The 24,197-nt window shown below is 58.2% G+C and carries 16 protein-coding genes; 1 reads left to right on the top strand and 15 read right to left on the bottom strand.

Annotated features, from left to right (window positions below):
* Positions 1–345 precede the first annotated feature (345 nt).
* Together PverR02_RS00895 and PverR02_RS00890 are read right to left on the bottom strand one after the other, a co-directional pair.
* Entirely contained in the window at positions 346–792 is a 447-nt protein-coding gene (locus tag PverR02_RS00895; RefSeq protein WP_227778761.1) for a pentapeptide repeat-containing protein, read from the bottom strand.
* Positions 793–821: 29 nt separating this feature from the next.
* Positions 822–2,093, bottom strand: coding sequence for a DUF637 domain-containing protein (locus PverR02_RS00890; RefSeq protein WP_079442595.1), 1,272 nt, complete (start codon positions 2,091–2,093; stop codon positions 822–824).
* 237 nt (positions 2,094–2,330) lie between these two features.
* Here PverR02_RS00890 and PverR02_RS00885 point away from each other — a divergent pair, with 237 nt between their 5' ends.
* Complete coding sequence (locus PverR02_RS00885; protein ID WP_057006050.1) at positions 2,331–2,585, top strand: hypothetical protein; 255 nt, start codon at positions 2,331–2,333, stop codon at positions 2,583–2,585.
* A 146-nt stretch (positions 2,586–2,731) separates the two neighbouring features.
* Here PverR02_RS00885 and PverR02_RS00880 read toward each other — a convergent pair whose 3' ends face one another.
* The 13 genes from PverR02_RS00880 to PverR02_RS00825 form a co-directional block, all read right to left on the bottom strand.
* Entirely contained in the window at positions 2,732–3,397 is a 666-nt protein-coding gene (locus PverR02_RS00880) for a hypothetical protein (RefSeq protein ID WP_079442594.1), read from the bottom strand.
* Positions 3,397–3,630 carry a hypothetical protein gene (locus PverR02_RS31550; protein ID WP_126585959.1) on the bottom strand — a complete coding sequence of 78 codons (234 nt, stop codon included), beginning with the start codon at positions 3,628–3,630 and terminating at the stop codon, positions 3,397–3,399. The genes PverR02_RS00880 and PverR02_RS31550 overlap by 1 nt, the downstream gene beginning before the upstream one ends.
* A 499-nt stretch (positions 3,631–4,129) precedes the next feature.
* On the bottom strand, positions 4,130–4,504 hold the full coding sequence (locus PverR02_RS31545; protein ID WP_057006049.1) for a hypothetical protein: 375 nt from the start codon (positions 4,502–4,504) through the stop codon (positions 4,130–4,132).
* Entirely contained in the window at positions 4,501–4,833 is a 333-nt protein-coding gene (locus tag PverR02_RS31540; protein ID WP_057006048.1) for a hypothetical protein, read from the bottom strand. Before PverR02_RS31540 ends, PverR02_RS31545 begins: the two co-directional genes overlap by 4 nt.
* 39 nt (positions 4,834–4,872) lie before the next feature.
* Positions 4,873–5,196 (bottom strand): hypothetical protein, encoded by a 324-nt coding sequence (locus PverR02_RS00870; protein WP_079442592.1) that lies wholly within the window; start codon positions 5,194–5,196, stop codon positions 4,873–4,875.
* Positions 5,193–13,049, bottom strand: a complete 7,857-nt coding sequence (locus PverR02_RS00865; protein WP_227778759.1) for a two-partner secretion domain-containing protein — start codon at positions 13,047–13,049, stop codon at positions 5,193–5,195. The genes PverR02_RS00870 and PverR02_RS00865 overlap by 4 nt, the downstream gene beginning before the upstream one ends.
* Positions 13,050–13,080: 31 nt before the next feature.
* Positions 13,081–14,802 (bottom strand): ShlB/FhaC/HecB family hemolysin secretion/activation protein, encoded by a 1,722-nt coding sequence (locus PverR02_RS00860; protein WP_079442591.1) that lies wholly within the window; start codon positions 14,800–14,802, stop codon positions 13,081–13,083.
* Positions 14,803–15,234: 432 nt separating this feature from the next.
* Positions 15,235–15,717: a poly-beta-1,6-N-acetyl-D-glucosamine biosynthesis protein PgaD gene (gene pgaD, locus PverR02_RS00855; RefSeq protein ID WP_046385105.1), complete on the bottom strand. Its 483-nt coding sequence runs from the start codon at positions 15,715–15,717 to the stop codon at positions 15,235–15,237.
* On the bottom strand, positions 15,714–17,060 hold the full coding sequence (pgaC, locus tag PverR02_RS00850) for a poly-beta-1,6-N-acetyl-D-glucosamine synthase (protein ID WP_046385106.1): 1,347 nt from the start codon (positions 17,058–17,060) through the stop codon (positions 15,714–15,716). The genes pgaD and pgaC overlap by 4 nt, the downstream gene beginning before the upstream one ends.
* Positions 17,061–17,062: 2 nt before the next feature.
* The gene (gene pgaB / locus PverR02_RS00845; protein WP_046385107.1) at positions 17,063–19,060 is read right to left on the bottom strand and encodes a poly-beta-1,6-N-acetyl-D-glucosamine N-deacetylase PgaB; all 1,998 of its coding nucleotides are present in this window, start codon (positions 19,058–19,060) and stop codon (positions 17,063–17,065) included.
* A gap of 12 nt (positions 19,061–19,072) precedes the next feature.
* Positions 19,073–21,553, bottom strand: coding sequence for a poly-beta-1,6 N-acetyl-D-glucosamine export porin PgaA (gene pgaA, locus PverR02_RS00840; protein ID WP_057006045.1), 2,481 nt, complete (start codon positions 21,551–21,553; stop codon positions 19,073–19,075).
* 301 nt (positions 21,554–21,854) lie between these two features.
* Positions 21,855–23,351: a YdgA family protein gene (locus PverR02_RS00830; RefSeq protein WP_079442589.1), complete on the bottom strand. Its 1,497-nt coding sequence runs from the start codon at positions 23,349–23,351 to the stop codon at positions 21,855–21,857.
* 149 nt (positions 23,352–23,500) lie between these two features.
* Entirely contained in the window at positions 23,501–24,133 is a 633-nt protein-coding gene (locus tag PverR02_RS00825; RefSeq protein ID WP_026139839.1) for a hypothetical protein, read from the bottom strand.
* Positions 24,134–24,197: the final 64 nt, after the last annotated feature.

The following is a 24,197-nucleotide window of genomic DNA, read 5'->3' as shown; positions in this document are numbered from 1 at the left end:
ACTCTCTTTTTAAAGGACTGAACAATAGTCACAAAAACTCCATAAATGCAAAACGTGGTCTGACCCCTATTTCCCCAGAGGCCCCTTGACCACCTTCTTGGAACATTGCAGGTGGGTACTCATCACGATCAAGACCTGGTTTGGTTTCAATACCGCGCAAAGATTCACGCCTATTTGATGCCGTATTCGCGCGATCTATGATCAGGGTCTCAGGCTTACCCGCTTCAATAGCGTCTTCGATGTGTTGTGCTGACTCAGGAAAGCGGCTTTTGCTGACTGTTACAACCTTTTCAACATCACTTCCAGCGGCACCTGTCCCTTTTGCTCCGAATAGAGAGACTAAAATTAAATTTTGGTCGCACCAAACATTATAGGATCAAAACCTTCAGGCCAAACTGTCCCTTCATTATATATAGCACCAGAAAAAGAAGCGTTTTCTATTCTTTTAACGTCAAAATTAACATCGCATAAATTAGCTCTTACGAAACTAGCGCCAAAAACATCCGCATTTTTCAGACCAGACGATGAAAGATCGGCCTCGGTAAAGTCAGCCCCAACTGCTATAACACTTGAAAGATCCGCCCGTTTCATCTGTACGCCAACCAGTGTCGCATTCATAAGAGCGGCACCATGCATTACCGCCCCATTCAATATAGAGTGATTAAAAGATGCATTTCTCAAATTCGAATTTGTAAAATTTGCTCCAGAAACATCAAAATTATCAAAAATTGCACGATGAAGCTCCAACCCACTAAATATAGAATTAGCTAGACTATCCAAAGGCAAGTCCATAGTCTCACCTGTCTCAAAGTAAATAGTTATCATCTATTCCCCCAATCTACCGGATCAATTTTTACATCTGATACAGGTTTGGTTTGTCCAGCTTTGCTCGGTGACAATGTTCCTGGAGCCACCTCTGGACTTCGCCCTAATATTTTCGCAGCGATATAACGATGATTCCCATCAACAATTATATTTCCATCCATTTTAATTGGAGGAGCGACATCACCCTTAAGAAGACGATCAACGTATCTCTGAACCGCAGGTAATGAAACAAAATTTTGACCGCTAATAGCAGGATCACCTTGTAATGCTTTTTGAATGATCTCTGGCGTTACATCGGACCCTTTAGAAACCAAAGGTCCCTGAACTGTCGCTTTTGCACCCTGCGGTACATCAGGACCCGCAGCTTCACCCTGACTACCCTTCCCTTTCCCTGCTCCAGAGCGCGAGGGTAATGTTACTCCAACTCCAGCCTTGATAGCCTCCGCCCCGAGCTTAACCAACACCCCACCGCCAGCAGAGCTGATATCTGCAGCAATTTTGCTGGAAGCGTCTAGGTTGCTCCCTATCACAAAACCTACAGCAGAAGCAGCACCACCCTGCCCATGGGACCTAAGCTTACCTACCAGATCGACGAGTTTCTGATCATCGTTCGCCAACGAGATAGCAATACCCCTGCAGCGTTGCGGATCGCGCGCGCAGAGCGCATCCAATTCGTCATTTCTCTGCTGATCAAGGGCCGCATACCGCTCCCTAACCGCCCTTTTCTCTTGTTCCGTACTTTTGCTGTCAACCTCCCGAAGCATCTCCTCGACTTCTTTGTGGTAAAGGTAGTTAAACGTCGTCGCCTTCTGAGCAATCTGAGAGCCTTTCTCTAAATCACCATCAACCGCCGCCGCTGCTAACAACCCAGTCAGTTGTGAAAGCATCAAAGTGATGTCTTTATTGCCTTGGGCGGCCCAAGTTAATTGATTGATGAGCGCTTCATTCAACCCAGCCGCCGCAGCCCCGGTTTTGAAATCACTGCCGGTCGCTTCCGCCAGCAATCCGCCCATCAATGCATGAGCAATGATCTTTTGAGGACTTCCATTCGGGAAGGTGACGTAGTCACCCACCCAATTAAAACCGGTAGCCATCGCAACGTTGCCAGCCTCTCCCAGCAAGGCAGCATTGAAATTGTCGCCGAAACTTCCGCCCTGGATGGCCGTAGAAATCCCGCTAGAGATTACCGCCCGACCTCCAGTGCGCAGGGCGATATCACCCGCTGACGTCCAGGTGAAAATATCTTTGGAGGAGTTAGTAACCGCCAAGGTTGAGCCCGCACTCGGGTTAACACCTTGGACGGTGCTAGTACTTGCACCTGCTTTGTCGGCACTAGCGAACCAATTAGAGAAATAGGGGTCAGACCACCATTATAAGACTAAGAAAAAACAGCCTTCGGACGACATACCACTCCTCGGATAACTCTCTTTTTAAAGGACTGAACAATAGTTACAAAAACTCCATAAATGCAAAACGTGGTCTGACCCCTATTTCCCCTATTTCCCATGCCATTAACAGGCCACGACTCAACCATTCCCGCGTTGGTGATCGACACGCAAGCGCCCCTCGATGTCCTCCATGAGGCTGCCGCGTATCGTATTCGTGCGGTGACTCAGTTTTTGGAGAATCTGGCATTTCGGGAAAAGATCAGCAGTGATGCGGTTGTGTTGCATGATTTTGCGCTGCTGCTGGCTATACCGCTGCGGGATGGGTGCGATCTGCTGGATGTTATTGGACGGAAATCAAACTCGAAGATCTAAAGCAGAATCCGGGCAGTTAAACCATAACTGCCCGGCCGATATATAAAACCATTTTATTAAATAACCATAAAAGCAGAATCTTCCCAACAACTCTACCAGGCCCAGTCAAAACAGCCCTACACCGACCATCTTGACCAAAAAAACAATCAAATCACCAAGCTTTTTAGTCGATCACCCGCACTGAGGAGCTCGTCGGCAGATAGCGGATTATAACTAATCACAATCAAAACTCCATCTTCAAACTCACGCACTTCTTCTACATAATCACATATTAAATCAACAAGTTCACGAGGTCCCTTTCCAAAAGCACGAAAACACAATTCCTTATCGAAATAATTCGCTGCATTTATACGAAAAACACCATCCCTACCATTGACGTCTTTCTTTGTAGCTTCACAAGCTTCTACCACTAAAGGCCAATCGCTTCTCGTAACACTCCAATCATGCAAAGCCGAGCGATAGGAACCAAAAGCCTTAATATATCTAGGAAAAACAACTTTCAACAAATCTGAATAGTCGACTTTTGAAGCTGTAAATTCAATAAATAGAGTATCATCAAACTGCGCATCATCTTCCAGATACTTCTGATCTCGCAGGGCGTATGAAATACGACCTTTAACGCCGACTGGAAGTAGCTTATCTAATGACGCCGAGGTCACCAACTCGCTTCCAATAGGGGGAACTTTAAGGGAATCGCTCAAACCCCATGGAACGCCCAAATCGCTTACAGCTCTCAAAAAATTATTATGCCTATCTTCGATAGACTCTGAAAAATTAGGTCTATGTCGAAATTCAAGCTTATATTTAGTCATTAAGGTGCCACCCTTACAGAAATATTTCTGATATTTTGCTCAACAAGGATATCTGTTGCCCTATCAGCTGCTTTTTGATTGGGAAATTCAAAAACCGCCTTAACTCCCGGATTCTGCTTTAGCGCTGCCGATACTCGCTGAACGCTCTGTATCTGTTTATCAAATGTAGTTAGCGCCGTTTTTCGATCAATCAAGGTGATACCGTTAATATCCTCTATACCGTCAAACTTCACAAAATTGTTGCCGTTCGGATTGGGATTGTCAAATCTAATTGCCGGGACTGCTTTACGCTGCGATAGAACATCAGAAAATGCCCCTGTTGTACCCGCTTCGAACTTAACGAATGGTTTAGCAAAGTCTCCTTGGAGAAATAGGGGTCAGACCACCATTATAAGACTAAGAAAAAACAGCCTTCGGACGACATACCACTCCTCGGAGAACTCTCTTTTTAAAGGACTGAACAATAGTCACAAAAACTCCATAAATGCAAAACGTGGTCTGACCCCTATTTCCCCTCTCCGTGGCAAACGAAGCGCCACGAGTAACACCTTCAGTTCGAGCAGGGACTTCCTGTGTGTAATACCGAATTCGTCCATCAGGAAGTGTTTTCGTAACAGCCGCGTTCTCCTGTGCTTTCTGCAAGCCTGAAAGCTTTGCCCTCAAAGCAGCTTGAGCGTTAACACTTGCTGCTTCACTAGATATTGCTGCGGTTTCTTTTGCACCAAAGGAAACTCAGACAAACGAAATGTCTAACCTATCGACCCGCCATGAAATCAGCTTCCCCTCAAGGAAACCAAAATCCGCCAGAAAAATCTCATCACAGAAGGTCAACCCACTACAGCACAAGCAGCCATCCCTCAACTCGCCGATAATTCTGTATGAATAGCCTGGACCTTCTCTAAGGACTGAGGGTGTGACATGAGAAATCTCTTGAACAATATACTCACCAAAAACCATGGGCAACAACTCTGCCCGATACACTCGCCCTATCTCAAGCTGATAGGGAAGATAGCTTGCAAAGCAGGTAAGCCGCTGACCACATACAACAATCGAGACTTCCTCTTCTATTTCAGAATTGACGCCATCAACAAGCACTGAATAAATCATGGTACAGGCCTTATAATTTTATCTTTAGGATCACCATTCAACATCTTCCAAAAACTCTTACCACTTTCCACATGGATTGTAGTGATGGCACCATCAGAATTAGTTCCTACAAATCCATACTTCGCATCTCCACGGGACGAATTACCCATGAACTGCACGTAGCCAGTTCGCATTTCGCCCTTGTACAGATACTGAACCTTATCCCCGCCTTGCATAATGTCCTTGCCCACCTGCAAATATTCGGTAGACGACTTTGCCCCAAATTCAGCACCGTGTTTTTCAAAGTGACCAATCAGCTTTTCTTCATCAGCAAAACTAGCCGACCTCACATTTACAGTCGCTTTTGCACCGACTAGCCTTGGTGTTCTTTAAAAAACCTCATGCCTCAGCAACTTAAAGCCACCACCTTGGCTAATCACTTTTTCTATATCAGCTGAACGATTTGTAGCGTTTACATAGAGCAAGATTTTATAGCTAGCGTAGTTCTGCTCTACTGGATCGCCGTCCAAAGGATCAATATTCAATTTTAAAACAAAATTCTCTGAATCACTCCTACCCCACATATAGTAAATACCACCTTGATAAGAGCTATCCCTTTCCTCAAAAATCTCTCCCAGCGCTCTTTCCACATCACTTCTCGCCGACAGAAGACATGATTTTTCCGCACCATAGAGATCATACACAATAGTCATTTCGGTAACACCGCACTCGGAGCACGACTTGCGGCTGTTGCCGCAGAGTCATAGATCATAAAATTAACTTCGCGTCCTGCTTGGGCGCTCATCTTACTCGAAAAATCTTTCAGGCCAAGGGCTTGCAAGTCTCTTGCACTCAACGGCCCCGTACGAGTTCCGCCACTCCTCAAACCTATTCCTAAGGATTGAGCGCGTTGCAAAAGTTCTGGACTTGCCAGCGCAACATCGAAGTCACTCACCCTGCCAACGTCAAATGCCTCCCCAGTTTTAAAACTTTTACCTGTTACGGCACTTCCTTGAAGAATTGGCTCTACATTTTCATAGCCAGCACGTGCCAAACCATCTCGCGTATTTGTGCCAAAGCGAACGAAATCATCTGCACTTGAAAAACCTTTTGGGATTACAACCCCTTTTGCAACCCCTAACTCTGCGCCTTCAACAATTCGCCCAGCAGTCTTAGTCGCGCCTCCCACCCCGCCACCAAACATCATGCCAACCATTTCGGCATGATCACCCTTCATGGTCTGCTGGACGGCGAGACGCGTATCGTCCTGGTTTTTATCCTGGAAACCACGAACGATAGACTGTTCTGCTTTGTTTAGCCCGCCGTTCTGGTCATATTTATCCAGCGCCGCATTGCCCCCCTCCACGTCCAGACGCTGTGCATTACAACTTGTAGGATCATCACACTTCAGCAGTGTAATACCAGTTTTTTTATCACTGATTCCTGCGTACTTAGCAGCCACATCGCTACGGCAGGATGACGGGCTGGCTGCCCCACGGCACCCTTTCAAATCCTTAACCAAATCATCCACTTCATGATGATTCAGATAGTTATATGCGGTGGCATTCTTCGCAATTTCAGCTCCTTTCTGCACGTCACCGTCAGTTGCACCAGCAGCTGCGATTCCGACCAATTGCGAAGCAGCTAACAACAGTGCTGGATCGCCATTTACCACTTTCGCTAGAGCGGTTACCAATGCTTCGTTAGCTCCCGCAGCGAGAGCGCCCGTAGCGAAACTACCTCCGCCAGCCTCACTTAACAGCCCACCGACCAGAGCGTGCAGAGCGATTTTTTGAGGCCCCGAGTCGGACCATTTTTGGCCTTTCGAGTAATCACCTACGGCGTTAAAGGCGACCGCTTGCAACGTGCTCTGCAACTGCGAGCGCAGGGAACTGCCGAGATTGTCTCCAAAACTACCTCCTTGAATAGCAGTGCTTAAACTTGCTTGGGCAACGCCTTGTGCTCCCGAATAGGCGGCAAACTTACCAATGTCAGAGGCGGAACTGAGGTCAAACCCCTTTGTAATGTGATTGACGTTGTCGCCCGTTACACCGAACGCCGGATCAAGCACTCCAGCGGTAAAACCTGCCGCTAGTGCCCCAGTCGCGTACCCCTTCAGGGCTTTGCTTGACGTAATGTCTTGAAAAGTCGCACCGATATTCCCGCCGTTATTGATAAAGCTGACGGTGCTCCCACTGGCAACTGAAGTTAACGCAGCAGTCGCCATGACGTTGCCCCAACCAGCTGCCGCGGTCCCTACAGCCGTACCGGCCGAAACCATTGCAGAACTGCCTGCTGCAGCCATTGCCGTACCAGACCCAGCACTAGCACCCGCTGCAGCGCCCACCGCACCGCTTGCGGCTCCAGCGGTTAAAACTGTCACGACAATGATGATCGCCAGCATGGCTCCTTGGCCTAAGCTGGAATGGCTGTACTTGAACGAATCATGCAGTTCCTGCACCTGCCGCCAATCCACATCCCCACGCTTCTCGGCTTCTTTCAACCAAGCCAACTGCGGATCCGCTTTGACCATCACATCAATCGTCTGGCTAACCGTATTCTGATCGATCTGTTTGATATCAATCTTCAGCCCGTTGACGGCCTTGATCGCCATCTCCCCCTGCGCCATCAACTCACTCTGGCGCAGCGTTTCGTCGGTATTCCCCTTGCCCTTGGCGCTGGTCCACGCCAAGTCACTTTTGCTCTTCTCGTGGCTCTCCTGGTGCAGATCCTTGACCGCCTCGAACGTCACCACGCCGCCACTGGTGATCGCCAGGTCCTTGCCACTGTTGAGCTTGGCCCGCTGATACAACTGATCACCGCCGCTAACTAGCGACAGATCACCACCGGTCTTGATCTCAGTCCCCACATTCGTGACGCGGGTGACTTCATCCCGCTTGGTCTTCTTCGCGCCCCAGCCACCCTTCTCCTTCATGTCATACAAGGTATGCGCGCTGTTCTGCGCCGCCAGCAGGTTCAGCTTATCCCCGCTATACAGATAAGCCTCATTCCCCGCGCTGATCTTGCTCGCCACGATCGTGGTGTCACGCCCCGCCTGGCTGACAAAATCCCCGCCCGCCGTCAGCACGCTCGCCACTTGGGTGGTCTGGTCATCCGAGGTTTTGATGCGCTTCTTGCCGTGCTTCTCCTTGCCTTCGACGTTGTGCACATCGCTGACCGACGCCACGTTGAAGTCACGCCCGGCGTCGATGTTGAAGTCTTTGCCGGCGGTGGCATTACTGCCGATGATGTTGACGTCCTGCCCCGCTTTCATGTTGAGGTTGCCGCCCGCCGTGACGCTGGCGGCGAGGTTTTTGACGTCGGTGGTGATGCTGGATTTTTGCCCGCCGTCGCTGAAGGCGTGTTTCACGCTGGTGTCGCTGACGGGCAGGATGCTGATGTCGCGGCCGGCGGTTAAGGTGACGTCGGTGCCACCTGCCAGGGCGCCTCGGGTGATGAGGTCGCGCCCGGCGTTCATGGCCAGGTTTTCGCGGGCGACGATGAGGCTGGTGCCATTGTCAGTGAGGGTGCGCATGCCCGCGCCGTCACGCACCTGGATGGCGGTGTTGTCGTTGGTGATGTCGCCTCTGACCGCCGCCATGCTCACTTGCTTGCCGCGAATTTCACCGGCCATGGCGTTGCGAATGCTGTCCTGGGCCAGCAAGGTCAGGTTGTTGCCCGCTTCGATCAGGCCGCCGTTGTAGAGACTGCCGCCGGCGGCGGCGGAGAGGTTGTTGCTGGCGCGCAGGGTGCCGACGTTGATCAGGTCGCCGCCAGTGAACAGGTTGAGGTCGCGGCCCTGGATCAGGCTGTTGCCGCGTACGTTGCGCGAGTCGGCCTGGGCCAGGTAGAGCACCGGCACGAGGACGGTCTGGCCGTCGATGACGCGGTTTTCCATCCACACGATGTCGTGGGTCAGGGCGCCGACTTGCTGGCCGGTGAGGGACACGCCGAGGCTCAGGCGCAGGGCGTCCTTGCTGGCCAGGGCGTTGTCCATCAGGTAGCGGAACTGGTCGGCGTCGCTGGTCAGGCCGCCGGCGAGGAAGCGTTGGCCGGTTTGCGCGAGCACCGCGTCGCGGATCAGGCGGCTTTCGTATTGGCCATCACCGAGGCGGCGCCAGGCGTTGTCGCTGGTGAAGCCGAGTTTGCCGAGCATGTAGTCGGAGCTGAAGAAGCCGGTGAGGCTGGCAAATTCCGGGTTGGTTTCGATCAGATAGTGGCTGGTGGGGTCGGCGTTTTTGACGAACAGGCCGTACTCGCCCTTGGGCAACTGGAAGTTGGGCGCGGTGGTGGGGTCGACCGGGGCGAAGGCCACGCCGGTGTAGTCAACGGGTACGAAACCGCCACCCGCTGCAGGGGTAACCACCGGCAGTACGCTGCCAGGCGCCTGGGCGCCGGGGTTGTTGGCGTGTTGGCTCAGGTTGATGTTGATGCCACCGACCGGGACACCGGTCTGGTCATCGCCGAGGGTGCCGGTCAGTTGCGCCAGGGTGTTTTCGTGCAGCGTGCCGTTTTGCGTTTTTCGGGTGACTTTGGAAAGGTCGACCGTACCACCGGCCTGAAGCGTGGCGTCGTACTCATGGCCGGCGTTGGGGGTCCAGGTGGTGACGTCGCTTATGTAGGCGAAAGGAAAGCTATTGGGTGAGCGGTTTTTCAGCTCTTCGAAGCGCGCCTTATCGAAATGCCCAGCCGCCGTGGCCGCATTGAAAGCGGGAACATCGACATATTGCATGCTTTCAAACAAATCGTCGGAAATGCGACCTGGCGTGCTAACAACAATCTTGCGCTGCCCTGTGCGCGTGGCGGCGCCCTGGTTGAGCAGGTCACCGGCGGTGATACTTAGGTCGCCATTGGCAGCCATCAGGCTGTAGCGGTTCTGCACATTGTCGCCTTGCAGCAGCATGTTTTTGCCAGCCACCAGGCGCGCCGCCACCGAATCTTTGGTCGCCGCCTCAAGGTACGTCTCGTAGATGGTGATCAGGCCTTTTTCCCAGTTGTCTTTCTCGCCGCAGTGCTGGCCACAGATCCAACTCAAGCTGCCTGTGGTAAGCGTCTGCCCGAGTTCGAACGCATCTTTGGCGTTTTCGATAAAGCCTGCATTGATACCGATCGAGCCTTCGCTTTCCACGGTGCCGGAGCGGTTGCTGAACAGCACGGCACGCCCGCCATCCTGTGCGGCGAAGCTCAAGTTGCCTTTGCTGTAGACATCGCCATAGAGGTTGCTGAAACCATTGCTGCGCAAGGTCATATCGCCGCCGCTGAACAACAGCGAATCGGCAGCGTTGGTGATGCCATTCACGGCGGTCAGGTTCACCGCGCCCTGGGCGCCCAAGGTGCCACGGTTATTGATCTGCGCCGCCGCGATATCCAGTTGCTGACGTGCGGTGAGGAAACCAAGGCTGTCGAGGGTGCCGGTCAGGCTCAGACGGGTGTCGGTGCCGGCCAGACGGCCGCCGTTCTGGCTCAGGTTATTGGCTGTAACGGTGAGCGTTTGCAGGGCCGATACGCGGCCGCTGTTGGTCATGTCGCCGGCGGTGATGCTCAGGTCACCGTCGCTCAGCAGTTCGCCGCCGTTATCCAGGCTGGCCACGTCGATGACCAGGCCCTTGCCGCTGGCCATGCGGTCACCGGCTTTCAGCGCCAGCGCCTGGCTGCTTTTATAGGTGATGACTTCGTTGAGTTGCACACGGCCCAGACCATCGACCTTGCCGAATGCCCAGTCGGCTGTGCCCATGCCGTTGATGTTGCCCTGGCTGCCGGTGAGGCTGGCGGTGTGGACGCGCATCAGGCCGCTGCCGGCGTGCTGCAATTGGCCGGACTGGTTGTTCAGGCTGGCGGCGTCGAGGCTGAAGCCCTGGCTGCCAAACTCCAGAATGCCATTCTGGTTATTGACTGCGCCGCTGACGTTGATGCTGCTGGTGATCCCTTTCAAGGCGCGCAGTTGACCACCCGCGCTGTTGTCGAGGTTGCCGCCACCGACGGTCAGGCCCTGGTTGGCCTCAATCAGGCCGCCCCGGTTGGTCAGGGTGTCGCGTGACGTGAGGTTGAGCTGATTGCCGCTGAGCTGGCCGCCCGCACTGTTGTCGAGGGTGGCGCCGCTGATGGTCACCTGCTCTTTGCCGAACAGCTTGCCGCCGCGGTTGGCCAAGGCTTCAACGGTCAGTTGCAGATTGCCGATCAGGCTCGCCATCAGGCCGTCGCTGCCGTTGTCGACCGAGTCGGCGGTGACGGTCAGGGTATCGCCCTGCACGGTGCCGCCCTGGTTGTCCAGGCTGCCGGTGGTCAATTCGGTGAGGGCGCCGCCGCTGAGGATCAGGCCTTTGCGGTTGCTCAGCTCTTGGCCGCTGTAGTTCAGGCCGAGGTTGCCGGCCAGCAGTTGGCCGTTATCGTTGTTCAGATGCTGCGCGGTGATGTCCAGGCGCTTGCCACGCAGCAGGCCGCCGCTGTTGTTGAGGGTGGTGAGCTGTTTGACCAGCACGCTGCGTTCGCCAGCGTCAATCGCGCCACCGGTGTTGGTCAGCAGGTCGCTGATGTTGAGCGTCACGTCACCGGCATCGCTGATCAACGAGCCTTTACTGCTGTTGTTGAGGGTCCCGGCGGTCACATCGACGGCGTTGCCCAGCACGGTGCCGGCGCGGTTGTCGATGTCACCGGCGGCGAGCAACAGTTGCTTGCCGACGATCACGCCGCTCTGGTTATCCAGGCTCGCGGCATGCAGTTCAATATCGCCCTTGCCTGCCTGCAAACGGCCCTGTGCGTTATTGAGCTGTTGCGCAGTCACGAGGGTAAGCTTGCCGGTGTCGGCGCTCAGCACGCCATTGGCGTTACTGCTGAGGCTGCCGGCGTTGAGGTTCAGATCCGTGCTGGCCTGGGCAAACCCCTGGCTGTTGTTGAAGGCATTGGTGACGTTGAGGGTGAGCGCGCCGGCGTCGGCCTGGATCAGGCCCTTGAGGCTGTTATCCAGGTCAGTGGCGTTCACGGTGGTGGCGCCGGCGACCACTACGCCGTTCTGGTTGTTGAGGCTGCCCGCATTCACGGTCAGATTGTTGGCGATGATTTGTCCGCCGTTGTTGTTGAGGTCGGCACTGGTGAGCACCAAGCTGCCGCCGGCCATTTCGATGCGGCCCTGGCGGTTATCCAGCGAGGCGCTGTTGAGACTTGCGGCCTGGCCGTCACCAAAACGAATCAGGCCGCCGAGGTTGACGATGGCCGGCGAGTTGAGCGCCAGGCTTTGTTCGCCAAACAGGCGTGCCGTAGCGCCCTGGTTGGTCAATTTGGCGCTGCTGACGTCGACGGTTTTGGCCTGGATGATCGCACCCTGGTTGGTCAACGCCTGCGCGGCGGTAATCGCCAGGTTGCGGCTGGCCAGAAGGTTGCCGGTGGTGGTGACGGTTTGCGCGTTAATCACCAGGTCGCCGGTGGTATTGCGGGTGTTGTCGGCGGCGACGCCGGCTTCGATGATGCCGGGATTGTTGACCGTGGCCGCATTGATGTCGATGCGTTGGCCGGCGGCCACACTCTTCTGGTTGACCAACGCCTGGGCGCTGGTCACTTGCACGTTGCCGGCGGCGTAGACCTTGTCGGTGAGGTCGACGTTCTGCGCCGTAACCTTGACGTTACCGGTGGCCGCTGCCTGCGCCATGCTCAAATGGCCATTGGCATCAAGCTGAATATCCCCACCACTCGCCGCCAACGTACCGTCGAGCTTCACACCCACGCCGGCTTCGGTGCCGACCAGTTTGATCGCGCCGGCGTACATGCCGCCCAAGGCGCTGGAGTCGATTGCCAGCTCAGGCTTGGCACTGCCGTCATCGGCGCGTGCGGTGGCGTTCAACGTTTGTGCATCCACGTCATTGCGACCGGCAATCACGGTGAGTTGGCGCGCGTTGATCTGCGCGTTGATCTTGGCCGAGCGGGTGATGATTTCGAAGCGGTCGACGTTGCTCGCGTTCAGGCCCTGACCGTCGATGGTCACCGCGCCGCCGTCGACCTGGTAGCTTTTCAGTTGTCCGGTCGGATCGATGACGGGTTTGCCGGTGGTCAGGGTGGCGTTGGGGGTGTTGATGAAGCCGCAGCCGTTGCAACTGATGCCGTAGGGGTTGGCGACGATGACCTTGGCCGACTGCCCCGCTACTTCGGTGTAGCCGCGCAACTGGCTGGGGTTGCCGCCGTTGACTTCGTTGAGGATGACGCTGGCCGCGCCGCCCTTGAGGTTGGGGTTGCCGACGATGTAGCCGCCCAGCTGGGTGTTGGTCACCGCGCCGCTGGCGTTGTTGAGGATCACGCCGTTGGGGCCGACGTTGTAGTCCTTGAACTGGTTGTGCGACAGGCCACTGCCGTTCGGTGTGGCGATGTTCACCACCGGCACGCCATTGCCCGCGGCGCCGACGGTGGTGCCGGGCCCGCTGACCACGATGCCCTCGGCCTGGGCCAGCAGCGGCTGCCAGAACAGCGCGTTGGCGAGGATCAATGCCAGCCCGCGCTTGGGCAGGCCGAAGAACGCGTCGCGCGGCTTCAGGGCGGCAGAAGGTTGGCGGGCCAGGAAGGCAAATTGGCGAACATCCATTTTCAAATTCTCGATGTAACGGGGCGTTGAATTACAGGAAGAAATCCATGCGGAAGTAGATCGGCGCTTCGCGCTCGCTCATCACTGCCGGGCGTTCCAAAGAATGGGCAAACGTCACACTGGTGCTGACATGTTTGCCCCGGGCGAACAGCTCCAGGGAGTTGCTCGAGACCCGACCGTGTACGTCGTCGTTGTAGCGACCGTGGCTGATCACACCTTGGTCGTAGCCGACGCTGGCGCCGTATTCGGCAAAGGCCGGGCGCAGCCAATCGAGCGTCACCGGGCGCGCCCAGCGCACGTCGTTGCGCCAGTAGCCGCCGCTGTCGCCGCTCAGTTGCTGGTCCTTGAAGCCGCGCACCGAGGCTGAGCCGCCGAGGCTGATGCGCTGTGGACTGAACAGGATGTCTTCACTGCGTTGGCCGGTGGCCAGGCTGGAAAAACTGAACGACTCGCCCCACAGCGTGAACGGCTGCAGGTAGCTGACGGTGGCGGTGTATTTGCGATAGCGCGCGTTGGGCTGCCGATTGCCAGCGTCATCACGCTCGTCCTGGGCCTGGGCATCAAGCAAGCCGATGCCGTTCTGCATGCCCAGGTCAACGTTGACGAACCCGCTGCCGATCCGGCGCCCGTGGTTGATGCCCAGTTGCAATTCGCTGAGGCGGTTGCTGCTCGAGGCGGTACGGGTATCGAGGATGTAGTTGTTGGTGCGCAGGTGCGCCACGCCGACGTTCAGCGATGTCTTGCTCACATCGTCACGATGGACCACCCGCTCGGCGCGCAACTGGTGATTCTGGTTGTCGCCGTTCTGCTTGAATTTGTAGTCGTTGGTCACGCCAAAGGTGCGGTAGTCGCTCTCGTTGTAGGTGTAACTGAAGTTCCACCAGCCCCACGGCACGTTGTAGTAGAGCATGCTGTTTTTCGAGGTTTTCTGGTGGTCGCTGACAGCATCGTGGCCGCCACGCAGCACCAGTTGGTCGGCCAGGCCGAGCGGGCTGTCCCACTCCAGGCCGGCGCCCCATTGCTGTTCGCCGGTGCTTTTCTGCCCGTCGTTGTTGCGCGACAGGCTGGCGCGCCAGGGCTTTTGCGGGGTGTTCTTGACCACGACGTCACTGCCGCCTACCTGGGTGCCGGGGGTCAGTTCCATTTGCGCCTGCTTGGAGGGCAGGCGGTTGAGCTGGTCCACCAGTTGCTCGACTTCGCGCAGGTTGAGCGCCTCGCCGACCTTGCCGGGAAAGGCCATGGCCAGCTCGCGATCGGTCACGCTGCTGCCTTGGGCGCCTTTGAGTCCTTCGAGTTTGCCTTCAACCACCAGCACCTGGAGGTGGCCGCTGGAAAGGTCTTGTTGCGGCAAGTAGGCGCGGCTGGTGACCCGGCCTTTGTCGATGTAGTAATCGGTGATGACCTTGAGCAGTTCATTGAGCTGCGACACGCCCAGGCACTGGCCGACATAGGGTTTGAGCAGGCGCTCGCGGTCGGTGGCGGGCAGGCTGTCGGCGCCTTTGAGCGTGATGTCCCGGATCGGGAAGCAACGGCTGTCGGCGGGCGTGGCCGGGGCCTGGGGCTTGGCTTCTTTGCCGGGCAGGTCCTTGAGCTCGTCGAGGCGCCGGCGCTGCTCGTCGAGCAGGCGGTTCTGGCGGTCGCGGATCAGGTCCTGATCGCCCGGCGTGGGGGCGGCCGTGGCGCTGTTCAGGCTTAACCAGGCGAGCAGCAAAGTACACAGAAGATACCGAGTCCGTGGCAATAACAAAGACATGTTCGATCCGTCGAAAATCAAGGCGCGGCAAACTAACATCGAACTTCGGCTGACCCAAGGGACTGGATTAGTTGCACGAAAGTTCTAGATAGTTCTGCAACACACTGATTTATAACCATAAAAATAATCAAAACAGATAAGCAAGCGCTCACCGGAAGTATTATTCCGACAAACGGCAACTATTTTGATGTTGATTCAGCGAATAACTTATTAATTGCCACTACTTGGCCATCAAGTTATTGCCGAGTTAGGTTAGTACCGGGAAAGACGGAAAAGTTCGCAGGAGTTTTGTGAACCAGGGCTCATTTATCGAGATTGCAGGGCAAACCGATTGGCGACGAGCGGCAAACCTGATGCTGCAGAACCGCTGGAGGCGCTGTAGAGCCTCGCCGGGGCTCCACAGCGACCACAAAGAGCGGCGTGGTCTGGCCTTCAGCCGATGTCCTTGCCTTTTTCCTGGCCGGGCACCAGGGTCAGCGGCGGGCGTTCCACGTCGCGGGAGACATGCGACTTCACGTCCTCGACGCCGCCGTGCTCGTCGTTGTGGATGACCAGCACACCCGGCCTGCGCAGTTGCTCCAGGGCCCCCTCGTCCAGCTTGAAGCTCTCACTGAGGTTCTTATCACTGAGCGCATTGGCCTCGGCGCGGCGCTGGGCGAACTTGCGTCCCTTGCGTTGCTGGTAACGCGCCCAACTGATCAGGATCACAGCGTTGAACAGGGCGATCCACAGGTAGATCTGCAGGGTGTTGAGCGCCGCGAAAATCGGCGCTTCCAGGCGCGGGCCACCATGGCTGTCCAGCATCGACGTAATGCCGCGCACCAACAACCAAATCAGCCCGGCCCAGGCCAGCAGGGTCAACACCACATCGATAACCCACATCACCGGGTTTTGACGAGTTCTCACCAGTTTCATGATCTCGCGTCCTTATTGACAGGTTTGATACCGCGATCCGGGCTGACCCAGCGCGCACGCTTCTGATGCTGCTTGAACAACACCTTGGGAAAACTGACCAATGTGGTGAACAAGCTGACCAGCCAGAACACCATCGGGTACCACACGGTCCAGAACAGGGTTTTCCACAGGTCTTTTTCGTAGCGCCGGTCGATCAGGATGCTCACGGCAAACTGCACCAGGCACACCATCGCCAGCACCAGCCCGGTAAAGGCCGGAGGCACCAGGGAGTCCACCGCGATCGCCGGGGGCAGCACGATGAACTTACCCACGGCCCAGAAGATCACCGACAACAGGAAGGTGAAGGCCCAGCCGGTGGACAGGCAGTATTCGAACAGCAGCGGCCACAGGTAACGATGCCGCCATTGCCAGATGCCACGGATGTTCTTGAACAGCACTTCGGCGCCACCCTGAGCCCAGCGCAGGCGCTGTTTCCACAGGCCGCCGACGGTTTCGGGCATGAGAATCCAGCACAGGCCGCGCGGCTCGTAGAAGATGCTCCAGTGATCGAGTTGCAGCTTCCAACTGATATCGATGTCTTCGGTGATCATGTCGGTGCTCCAGTAGTCGACGCGGTCGAGCGCCTTTTTACGGAACGCCACCACCACACCGGAGACCGTGAAGATCCGCCCGAACACGCGCTGGGTGCGCTTGATCAAGCCGATGATTGAGGAGAACTCGCCGACCTGCACGCGGCCGATCAAGGTCGAGCGCGTGCGGATGCGTGGGTTGCCGGTCACGGCGCCCAGGCGCGGGTTGTCGAGCATCGGCGCCACCAAGTAGGCCGCCGCGTTTTTGTCGAGCAGCGCATCGCCGTCGATGCACACCAGGTACTCGCTGCGCGCCGCCACGGCGCCCATGCGCAAGGCCACGGCCTTGCCCTGGTTCTGCGCCAGGTGCAGCACCCGCAGGCGCGGATGCTCCAAGGCCAAGGCATCGAGCACCGCTGCCGTGTTGTCCTTGGAGCCATCGTTGACGGCGATCACTTCAATGTTCGGGTACACCTGGCCCAGCGCCGCATGAATGGTCTCGGCGGCGTTATCGCCTTCGTTGTAGCAAGGGATGATGATCGAGATCAGCGGGTTGCCGGCCAGGGTCGGCGCCGGCGTGTCTTCTTCCCATGGCCAGTGGCGCTCCCAGTGCAGCCAGAAGTACAGGCCGCCGGCGATCCACAGCGCCGACATGAACAGCGGGTAGAAGAACACGAAGTCCATCAGGAATTGCCCGGTGATCAGGAAGATCAAGCCCAGGGGCACGCCCAATACCAACGCCAGTACGAATAAAGCCAGGATTCTATCGAACATGGTCAAGGGTTCCATTGGTTGGAAAGGGCCGGACGCACGGTTTTCAAGTCCGGGGAATTTTCCAGGAAGTTGTCCGGGTAGTAGCCAAAACTCGTGACCCCCTGGCGTTTGAGCACGCCCATCCATTCGGCCAATTGCGCACCGTTCAGGTCCGGCGCGGCCTTGGTGCGCCAGTCTTTGGCTTGCAGTTCGAATACGGTGCGTTCCAGTGCGCCGGGGCGCGCCTTGACCGTGGCGACCAGTTTTTCCAGCCAGGCATTGGAATTCTTGAGCGTCTCGCCTTCCATCAGCGGCATGGCCATCGGCGCGGTCCAGTCATAGGTCTGGAGGAAGTCGTCGAGGTTCTGCGCGAACCACGCTTCGCTCTGCGGGTTGAGCATCGGCTCGGCGAAGATATTGCGTGCGGTCTGCACCTGCGGACCACCGATGGCGCGGACCTTGGCGGTCAGCTCCTGGGTGAAGTCGATCAGGTAACGACTCTTGAAGCGCGTCCAACGCTGCATCACCGCCGGGTCGGCGCGCAGGGCCGCGATGCTGGCGGGCAGGCCGTTGGCGGCATAGACCTTGAGCGCGGCGGGGCTGGCGTCTTCGAAGTCGGACAGCAGCGCATCGTCGTGGTACAGCACGCCGTCGATGGCATTGTTGCGGGCCAGGTCCTCATAGATCTCGCCAATGATCTTGCGCACCTGCGGGTCGAACGGCGACAGGCGCTGGTATTGATCCGGGTCGAGGCCGACCTTGCCGGTCTCCGGGTCCCAGCGGGTCACGCGCGGCAGCTTGGGGTCGAGGGCGAAACTGAGCACCGGCATCCAGGCATACACGCTGGCATGGGCACGGGTGTGCAACTGCCAGGCGACACGGTTGAACAGGTCGGCACGCACCGGCAAGTGGCGGTTGGGGAAGTACAGTTGATGCACCAGGCCATCACCCTTGGGGTCGGCGAAGGCTTGCAGGAACACGGTGCCCGCGCCCATGTCCACCACGCGCTGCACCAGTTGGTCGAGGTTGCGCGCTTGTTGGGCCGGGTCCGGGTCGTAGACGTTGTCCAGGTCCACATGCAGCACCCGCAGCGGTGCCTGGGTTTGCACCGCGACGATGCTGTTGGCGAAATGTTCGCCGTCCGGGTCGGACGCCACCAGGAAGCGCGGGCTGTTCATCAGGTTGGACGAGCTGTCGAGGCCGTCTTCCAGGGTCAGGGCCATCTCATAGCCCTGCTCGCCGACGATCGCCAGCGAGGTGCCCTTGGCTGCGCCGTAGGGCCATACCCACACCCGCGGTGCCTTGCCGGTGACGCTGCGGATCTTGTTGGAGATCGCCACGACATCCGCGCGCATCCGCGCCTCGAACTGCGCCTGGGTTTCATAGCGGCCGGTGGCCGGATCGAAGCGCAGGGAGGTCGCCGCCGGCTCCAGGTTGCCCTGGGGGTTGGCCAATATCCCTTTGTGACTGGCATCGGTGTGTGCAGCGATTTCCACCAGACCCGAGCGGGACACTTCGCGGATCTGCGCCCAGGTCAGGAACTCACCCCGCGGGCGCGGTGAGCCGGCGAAGTCCACCGGTTGGTTCATCGGCGTGTCGATCCAGGTGCCAACCGGCGCGAGCAGGGCCGGCCAGTGATAGGCCCGCAGTATCGGCATCACGCGGGTATAGAAGCTCGAATAGCCATCATCGAAGCTGAGCATCACGGCTTTCGGCGGCAGCGCTGGACCGCCACGGCGGGCCGCGAGGATCTGGTCGACACTGACCGCCTGGTAACCGTTCTCCCGCAGCCAGGCCAACTGCTCGATCAAACGTTCGGTACGCACCGCCACCACCGCCTGGTCGGGGTCGCGATCCTCGACGTCGTGATAGGCAATGCCCAGGAAATGGTTTTTCGGCCACGGCACTTCGTTGGCCGGGGTCGGCCGCTCGGCGGGTGGAGTGAAAGGGGCGGGCTGCTGGGCACAGGCACTGGCCAGCAATACACCCAGGACCAGCAAGCAACGGCTGAGGACAGTCATGGTCAGGCTCTTCTAGAAACGGTAAGTGAGGTCGACGAGCAGGCGCAGATCGCGTTCGCGATCACCGTCATAGGGTCGACTGATCAGGCTCAGGTTGGCGCCGGCTTCGAGAACGTCGTTCCAGCGAAAGCGTTGGCCGTAACCGATCAAGCCGACACCGCCGGTGGAATAATCCCTCTGGCTATACGTACCCGCTCCGACTTGGAACTGCTGACTCCACTGGGTCTCGTAGCGGTGATAGAGCACATGGTTGACGGTGACGGTGGGCAACACGCTGAAGTCCGACTTCGGGTTGAAGTACACCGTGTCGGCCTTGCTGTTGTGGCTGGCGCTGACTTCCAGGCCCAGGTCCACTTGCACGCCCGGCGAGCTGTAGATGCCCTCGCGGCCAGTGAGCAAGGTTTCGATGCGGTCGTTGCCGTCGCTGAAGTGGGACGGGCTGAGGGACAGCTTCCACTCACGGCTTTCATTGGCGCGCCAGCGGATGAAGCCGCTGCCGCCGTTGGCCGTGATGTCGGCATTCAGCGCACGCAACGGTGTGGTGGCCGAGAGGTAATCGAGGCTGCCGCCGTATTGCCAGTTATCGTTGATGTCGCGGGCGATCGACACGCGCGCGCCTTGTTTGGAGCCAAAGCCGTAGGAGTGGTTGGACACCTCGGCTTCCAGGGTCATGTCGCGGGTCCGCCGCTCCACGCCCACGCGCTGCCAACGGTGCTGGCCGGTGCCTTCGGAAAAGTCGGCGGTGGCGTAGCCGGCGCCGGCGAACAGGCGCCAGTCTTCATCGATGGGCGGCGTGTAGATCACGCTTTCAATGCCCCAGTCACGGCTGCCGGTGACCGCGCCCACGTCACCGTTATTACCGCCGCCATAGCTTTTGCCGGTGTAGGCCTCGACGCGCACTTCGGCCATGTCGTGGACGTTGCGCAGGCGCTGGAGACGCTGCACCTGGCGGCTGTCGGGGTTGCGGGCGATGACGTCATCGGCGAGCACGTCGAGTTGGCGCCACTCCTGCAGATCCATGGCGGTGTAGGCCTGGGACACTTCCAGGCTGATGTCGCGCGGTACCTGGGCTTCGGTTTCCTTGAGGGTCGCTTCGGCGCGCCGTGGCAGGTCGCGGGCGCGGTACATGTCCGCCTGGGCCAGGCGCAGGCCGACGTTGCCCGGAGCCCGTGCCACCAGGGCTTCCAGGCCGGCTTCGCTGCCCGGCAGATCGCCCCCGTACACGCCGGACTGCGCCGACAGTTGCTGGGCATCCATCCATGCATCGTTGGGGTTGCCGATGGGCAGGCCTTTGAGTTCGACCCGCGGTTTCTGGTTGTCGGCGAGGGTAGTGGCAACCTTGCGGGCTTCGACACCTTTGTCGCTTTCCTGCAGGGCATAGAACAAGGCCGTGCTGTCTTCGACCCGGTCATCGGGCTCGGCGTCGGTGGCGCTCAGTGCCTGGCGATACAGCGGCTCGGCCTTTTCCGGCTGGCGCTGGTCAAGGTAGGACGCCGCCACCCAGCGCACTGCGTAGGTCGGCAATTGCACGCCTTCGGCCGTGAGGGTTTCGTACTCGCGAATCACCTCGGCGGTGCGCGCCCGGGCCTTGAGTGCGCCCAGGCGGTCGATGCGCCAGCGCACCACGTCGTCATGGGCGCTGGCATCGGGGGTCCAGCGGGTGAGCAATTTGTCGTAGTCCTGCAGGGCGCGGTCGGCGATCACGTAGCGTTCTTTCTCGGTGCGCGTGGCGAACTCGGCCATGCGTACCCGCTCGGCGGCCAGGTCGCCTTCGAGGCGGCGCTGGGTGACGGGGTCGAGCAGGCCCGGGCGCTGGGTCGCCAGACGCAAGGCCGGCTCCGGCAGGCGGGCCTTTTGCAGGGCGACGATGTATTCACGGGCGACTTCAGGCTTGTCGCCGGCGCGGATAAACGCTTGGTCGAACTCGAACAGGGCGTCGTAATTCAAGCCGGCGCGGGTCAGCGCGTAGCCCAGGGCCATGCGCCGGTTGGGGTCGTCGGGCTTGGCCGCGACCATTGCGCGGGTGCGCTGCACGGCCTCGCTGGCTTGGCCGCCGTCGGCCTGGGTCAACGCCAGGCCGAGTTGCAGGTCGGTATTGTTCGGTTCACGCAGCAACGCCTGGCGATACACCGCCTCGGCCTTGGCCCACTGCTGTTGGTTGCGATAGGTGCGCGCCACCGTGGCGAGCGCCTGGGGCGTGAGGTTGCGATTCTGGCCCTGGGCCTCGTACACCTTCAGCACTTCGGCGTCCTGGCCGGCCCACCCGGCGATCACCAGATGGTCGCTGACCTGGCCCGCTGTCTGCCGTTCGGCAGGCAACTGGCGCAGTTGGGTCAGCGCGGGGGTGAAGTTGCCGTTGCGCGCCTGAATGATCAGGGCGTCATAGGCCGGGTCGGCCACGGCGAAGGTGGGCATCAGCAACTGACTGCACAAGGCGACCCCGATGAGCAGTCGCAACCGGCCTGATGCACTGAGTGGAGGGTTTGGCAACATATCGCGAGCTTCCTTACACACGGAAAGCTGTAACGATAGGTGGTCCTGAGCAATTTGCTGCAGGGTGCCGGCGTCTCGGGACCCGGCCTAGCTTTCCTGTGGGAACTATCCCTCAAGAAAATAGGAAAAAGTCCAATTCAGAACAATTGTTCAGAATTGCCCGACATCCTGAAAAAAATCAATGTGGCGACGGACTTACCGAAGATAACGGGGCTTCAGCCAATCGCCATGGCGACTATTTGACCCGTTTCACCCGCAAACCCGCCCCCGCTTTTTTTATTTCTGACCGCTGCAGAATTTTTTACTGCGCGCCGCCCATCGCACCGACTTTGGACATGACGAAGGAGAGGAACTGCTCAACCGTCATCTTCTGGCCGTTGAACGTCACTTCGTTGTTGGCGTAGTGCAGCTTGGACACCACGTCGCTGCCGACCAGGGTCGCCAGTTGCGTACCGACGGCCATGCCGCTGATCATCTCGCTGGCCATCTGGGATTGCTGCTCGATGGCTTCAGGGTCGGTCACACCACCGAGCTGCGCTTGCAGGGCGGCAACGTCGGCGATCATCGGCTTGGACAGGCTCAGGTTGGCATCGAGCAATGCGATGATCTGCTTGCCCAGCTCCAGCGGTGGCAGTTCCATGCTGCTTGGCTTGGCCAGGTCCACGACCAGGCTGAATTTGCTTTCGCCACGGGTGGTTTTCAGCGACAGGTTTTCCACCGCCACTTGCGGCTTGGCGGCCAGCAGTTGGTTGACGTTGGTATCGGCCAGGGCCTGCTCGGCGTCGCTCAGTTGCAGCTCGGGTACCGGTTCACCGGCGGCAGCGGCGGCCTGCACGGGTGCCATCTTGTCCTGATAGAGCTTGGTCAGCACCAGCATCGACGGCACGTCGACGTTCTTCATGCTCAGGGCCATGGCGGCCGAACCCACGGGTTTGCCCTGGTAACCGATCTCGTCGATCTTGTAATCGACGCGCCCGGCCAGGTTGTTGTCCTTGGTGTCGCTGGTGTCTTTCTGCTCGAAGCCCTTGAGGGTCAGCACGGCCTTCTGCGGGCCCATGGTGAGCTTGGTGTCGGTCAGTTCCACGGTGTTCTGCCCGGTGTAGAAACCGAACGTGGATTTTTCCAGGTTGCTGGCCACTGTCAGCCCGGCCAGTTCGGCTTCGAACGGCGAGCCATTGGCGTCGACGACGGCGACCTTGAGGCTGTTCATGTAACCGTCGGCCTTGACCTTCTTGCCTTCGGCGCTGCTGTCGAAGTTCAGGTTGGCACCGGAGAAGCTCACCGACGACTTGTCGTCCTTGAACGCCAGGGGCAGCAATTCGACGTTGCCGTTGACCGAGAGGCTGTAGCCGATGTTGGCCACGCCCTTGAGCGGCGACACGTCTTTGGCGGCGGCAAACCACTTCTCGGTGGTGGCGTTCTTTTCCAACTCATAGTGACTGGTGGCCATGACCGGCAGCCATTTCAGCGTGACCAGGCGCGACAACGGCAGCGGGCCGTGTTCGATATGGTCGACGAACAGCAATTCAGGGTTCGGGTTGTCTTCGCCGAAGACCGCACCTTGTGCTTTCAGGCGGTAATGGGCGGTGCTGCTGAACACGCCACGCTCCAGGGACACCAGCTCAAGGGCCATCGTGCCGTCGACGCCGGCCATGGAGGTCTTCAGTTCCTTGTTGGCGTTCTGGATCGCGGTTTGCAGCACCGGTTCCAGTTGCTTACCGGTGTACCAGGCGCCGCCTGCACTGACGACGCCAACGGCGACAACAAAACCCAAAAGAACGACTGCTGGCTTATTCATGAGGTGACCTGATCAAATCCTGTGAGAAGTGGGCTGTCTTCCTTGAACCTCGAGTGAGGTTGGCTCAAGCCCGCCGAAAAACGGGGGGAAGATTAGCACTGGCGGCCGCGAACGGCCCAGACTTTCAGAGGGATCAGTTCCACGCAAGTTCAGGAATATTCCGTTTCGATCTCGTCCAACTGGTGGTCGAAACTCTTCAACCGGGCGGTCCAGGTGTACACCAACACCTCGAATTCACGGTGTATCACGGCATTACCGGGGGTATCGACCTTGGGGTCGCAGAAGTCCAGTTGGTAGCGTTCGCGGGCCATCTGCGTGGCCACATCGGACAATTCCCGCGCATTATTCAGCCAATGCCTACCGTCGGCGACCTGCCGATCCAGCAGCACGCATTGTTTTTTCAGGGTCTCGAGGCTTTTTTCCAGGGGCGTGCCGGTCAGGTCGCCCATGACTTCCTGGAAGGTGCGCCCGGGCTGCCAATAGCTGCCCCAGAAATAGCGGTCGAACACGGTTTCGACCCGCCGCAGGGCGACCTTGGTGTCCCAGATCGCGACGCGGGTCTTGCCTTGTTCGAGGAGTTTTTTCTTCACCTTTTGGTTTTGATAGGACGCCCAGGCGACGACGCCGATGGACAAGGTGCCGATCACCAGGCAGGCGCTGTCGAGAAACACCATGGCCGTGTCGATTCGGTGAGCGAGCATGACGCCGTAGAAGTAGGCCGCCGATAACAACACCAGTGCGAAGCACACGCACCAGAAAGCGGGAGCATAAGGGTTTTTCATTATTGGAATCCCCATGAGCAAACGCGAGCTGTGTCAGGCAGGCCCTCTGCCGGTCAAAAAGCAT

The sequence above is a fragment of the Pseudomonas veronii genome (assembly GCF_002028325.1).
GTDB classification, from domain to species: domain Bacteria; phylum Pseudomonadota; class Gammaproteobacteria; order Pseudomonadales; family Pseudomonadaceae; genus Aquipseudomonas; species Aquipseudomonas veronii.
This window is presented reverse-complemented; position numbering and strand designations above follow the sequence as displayed.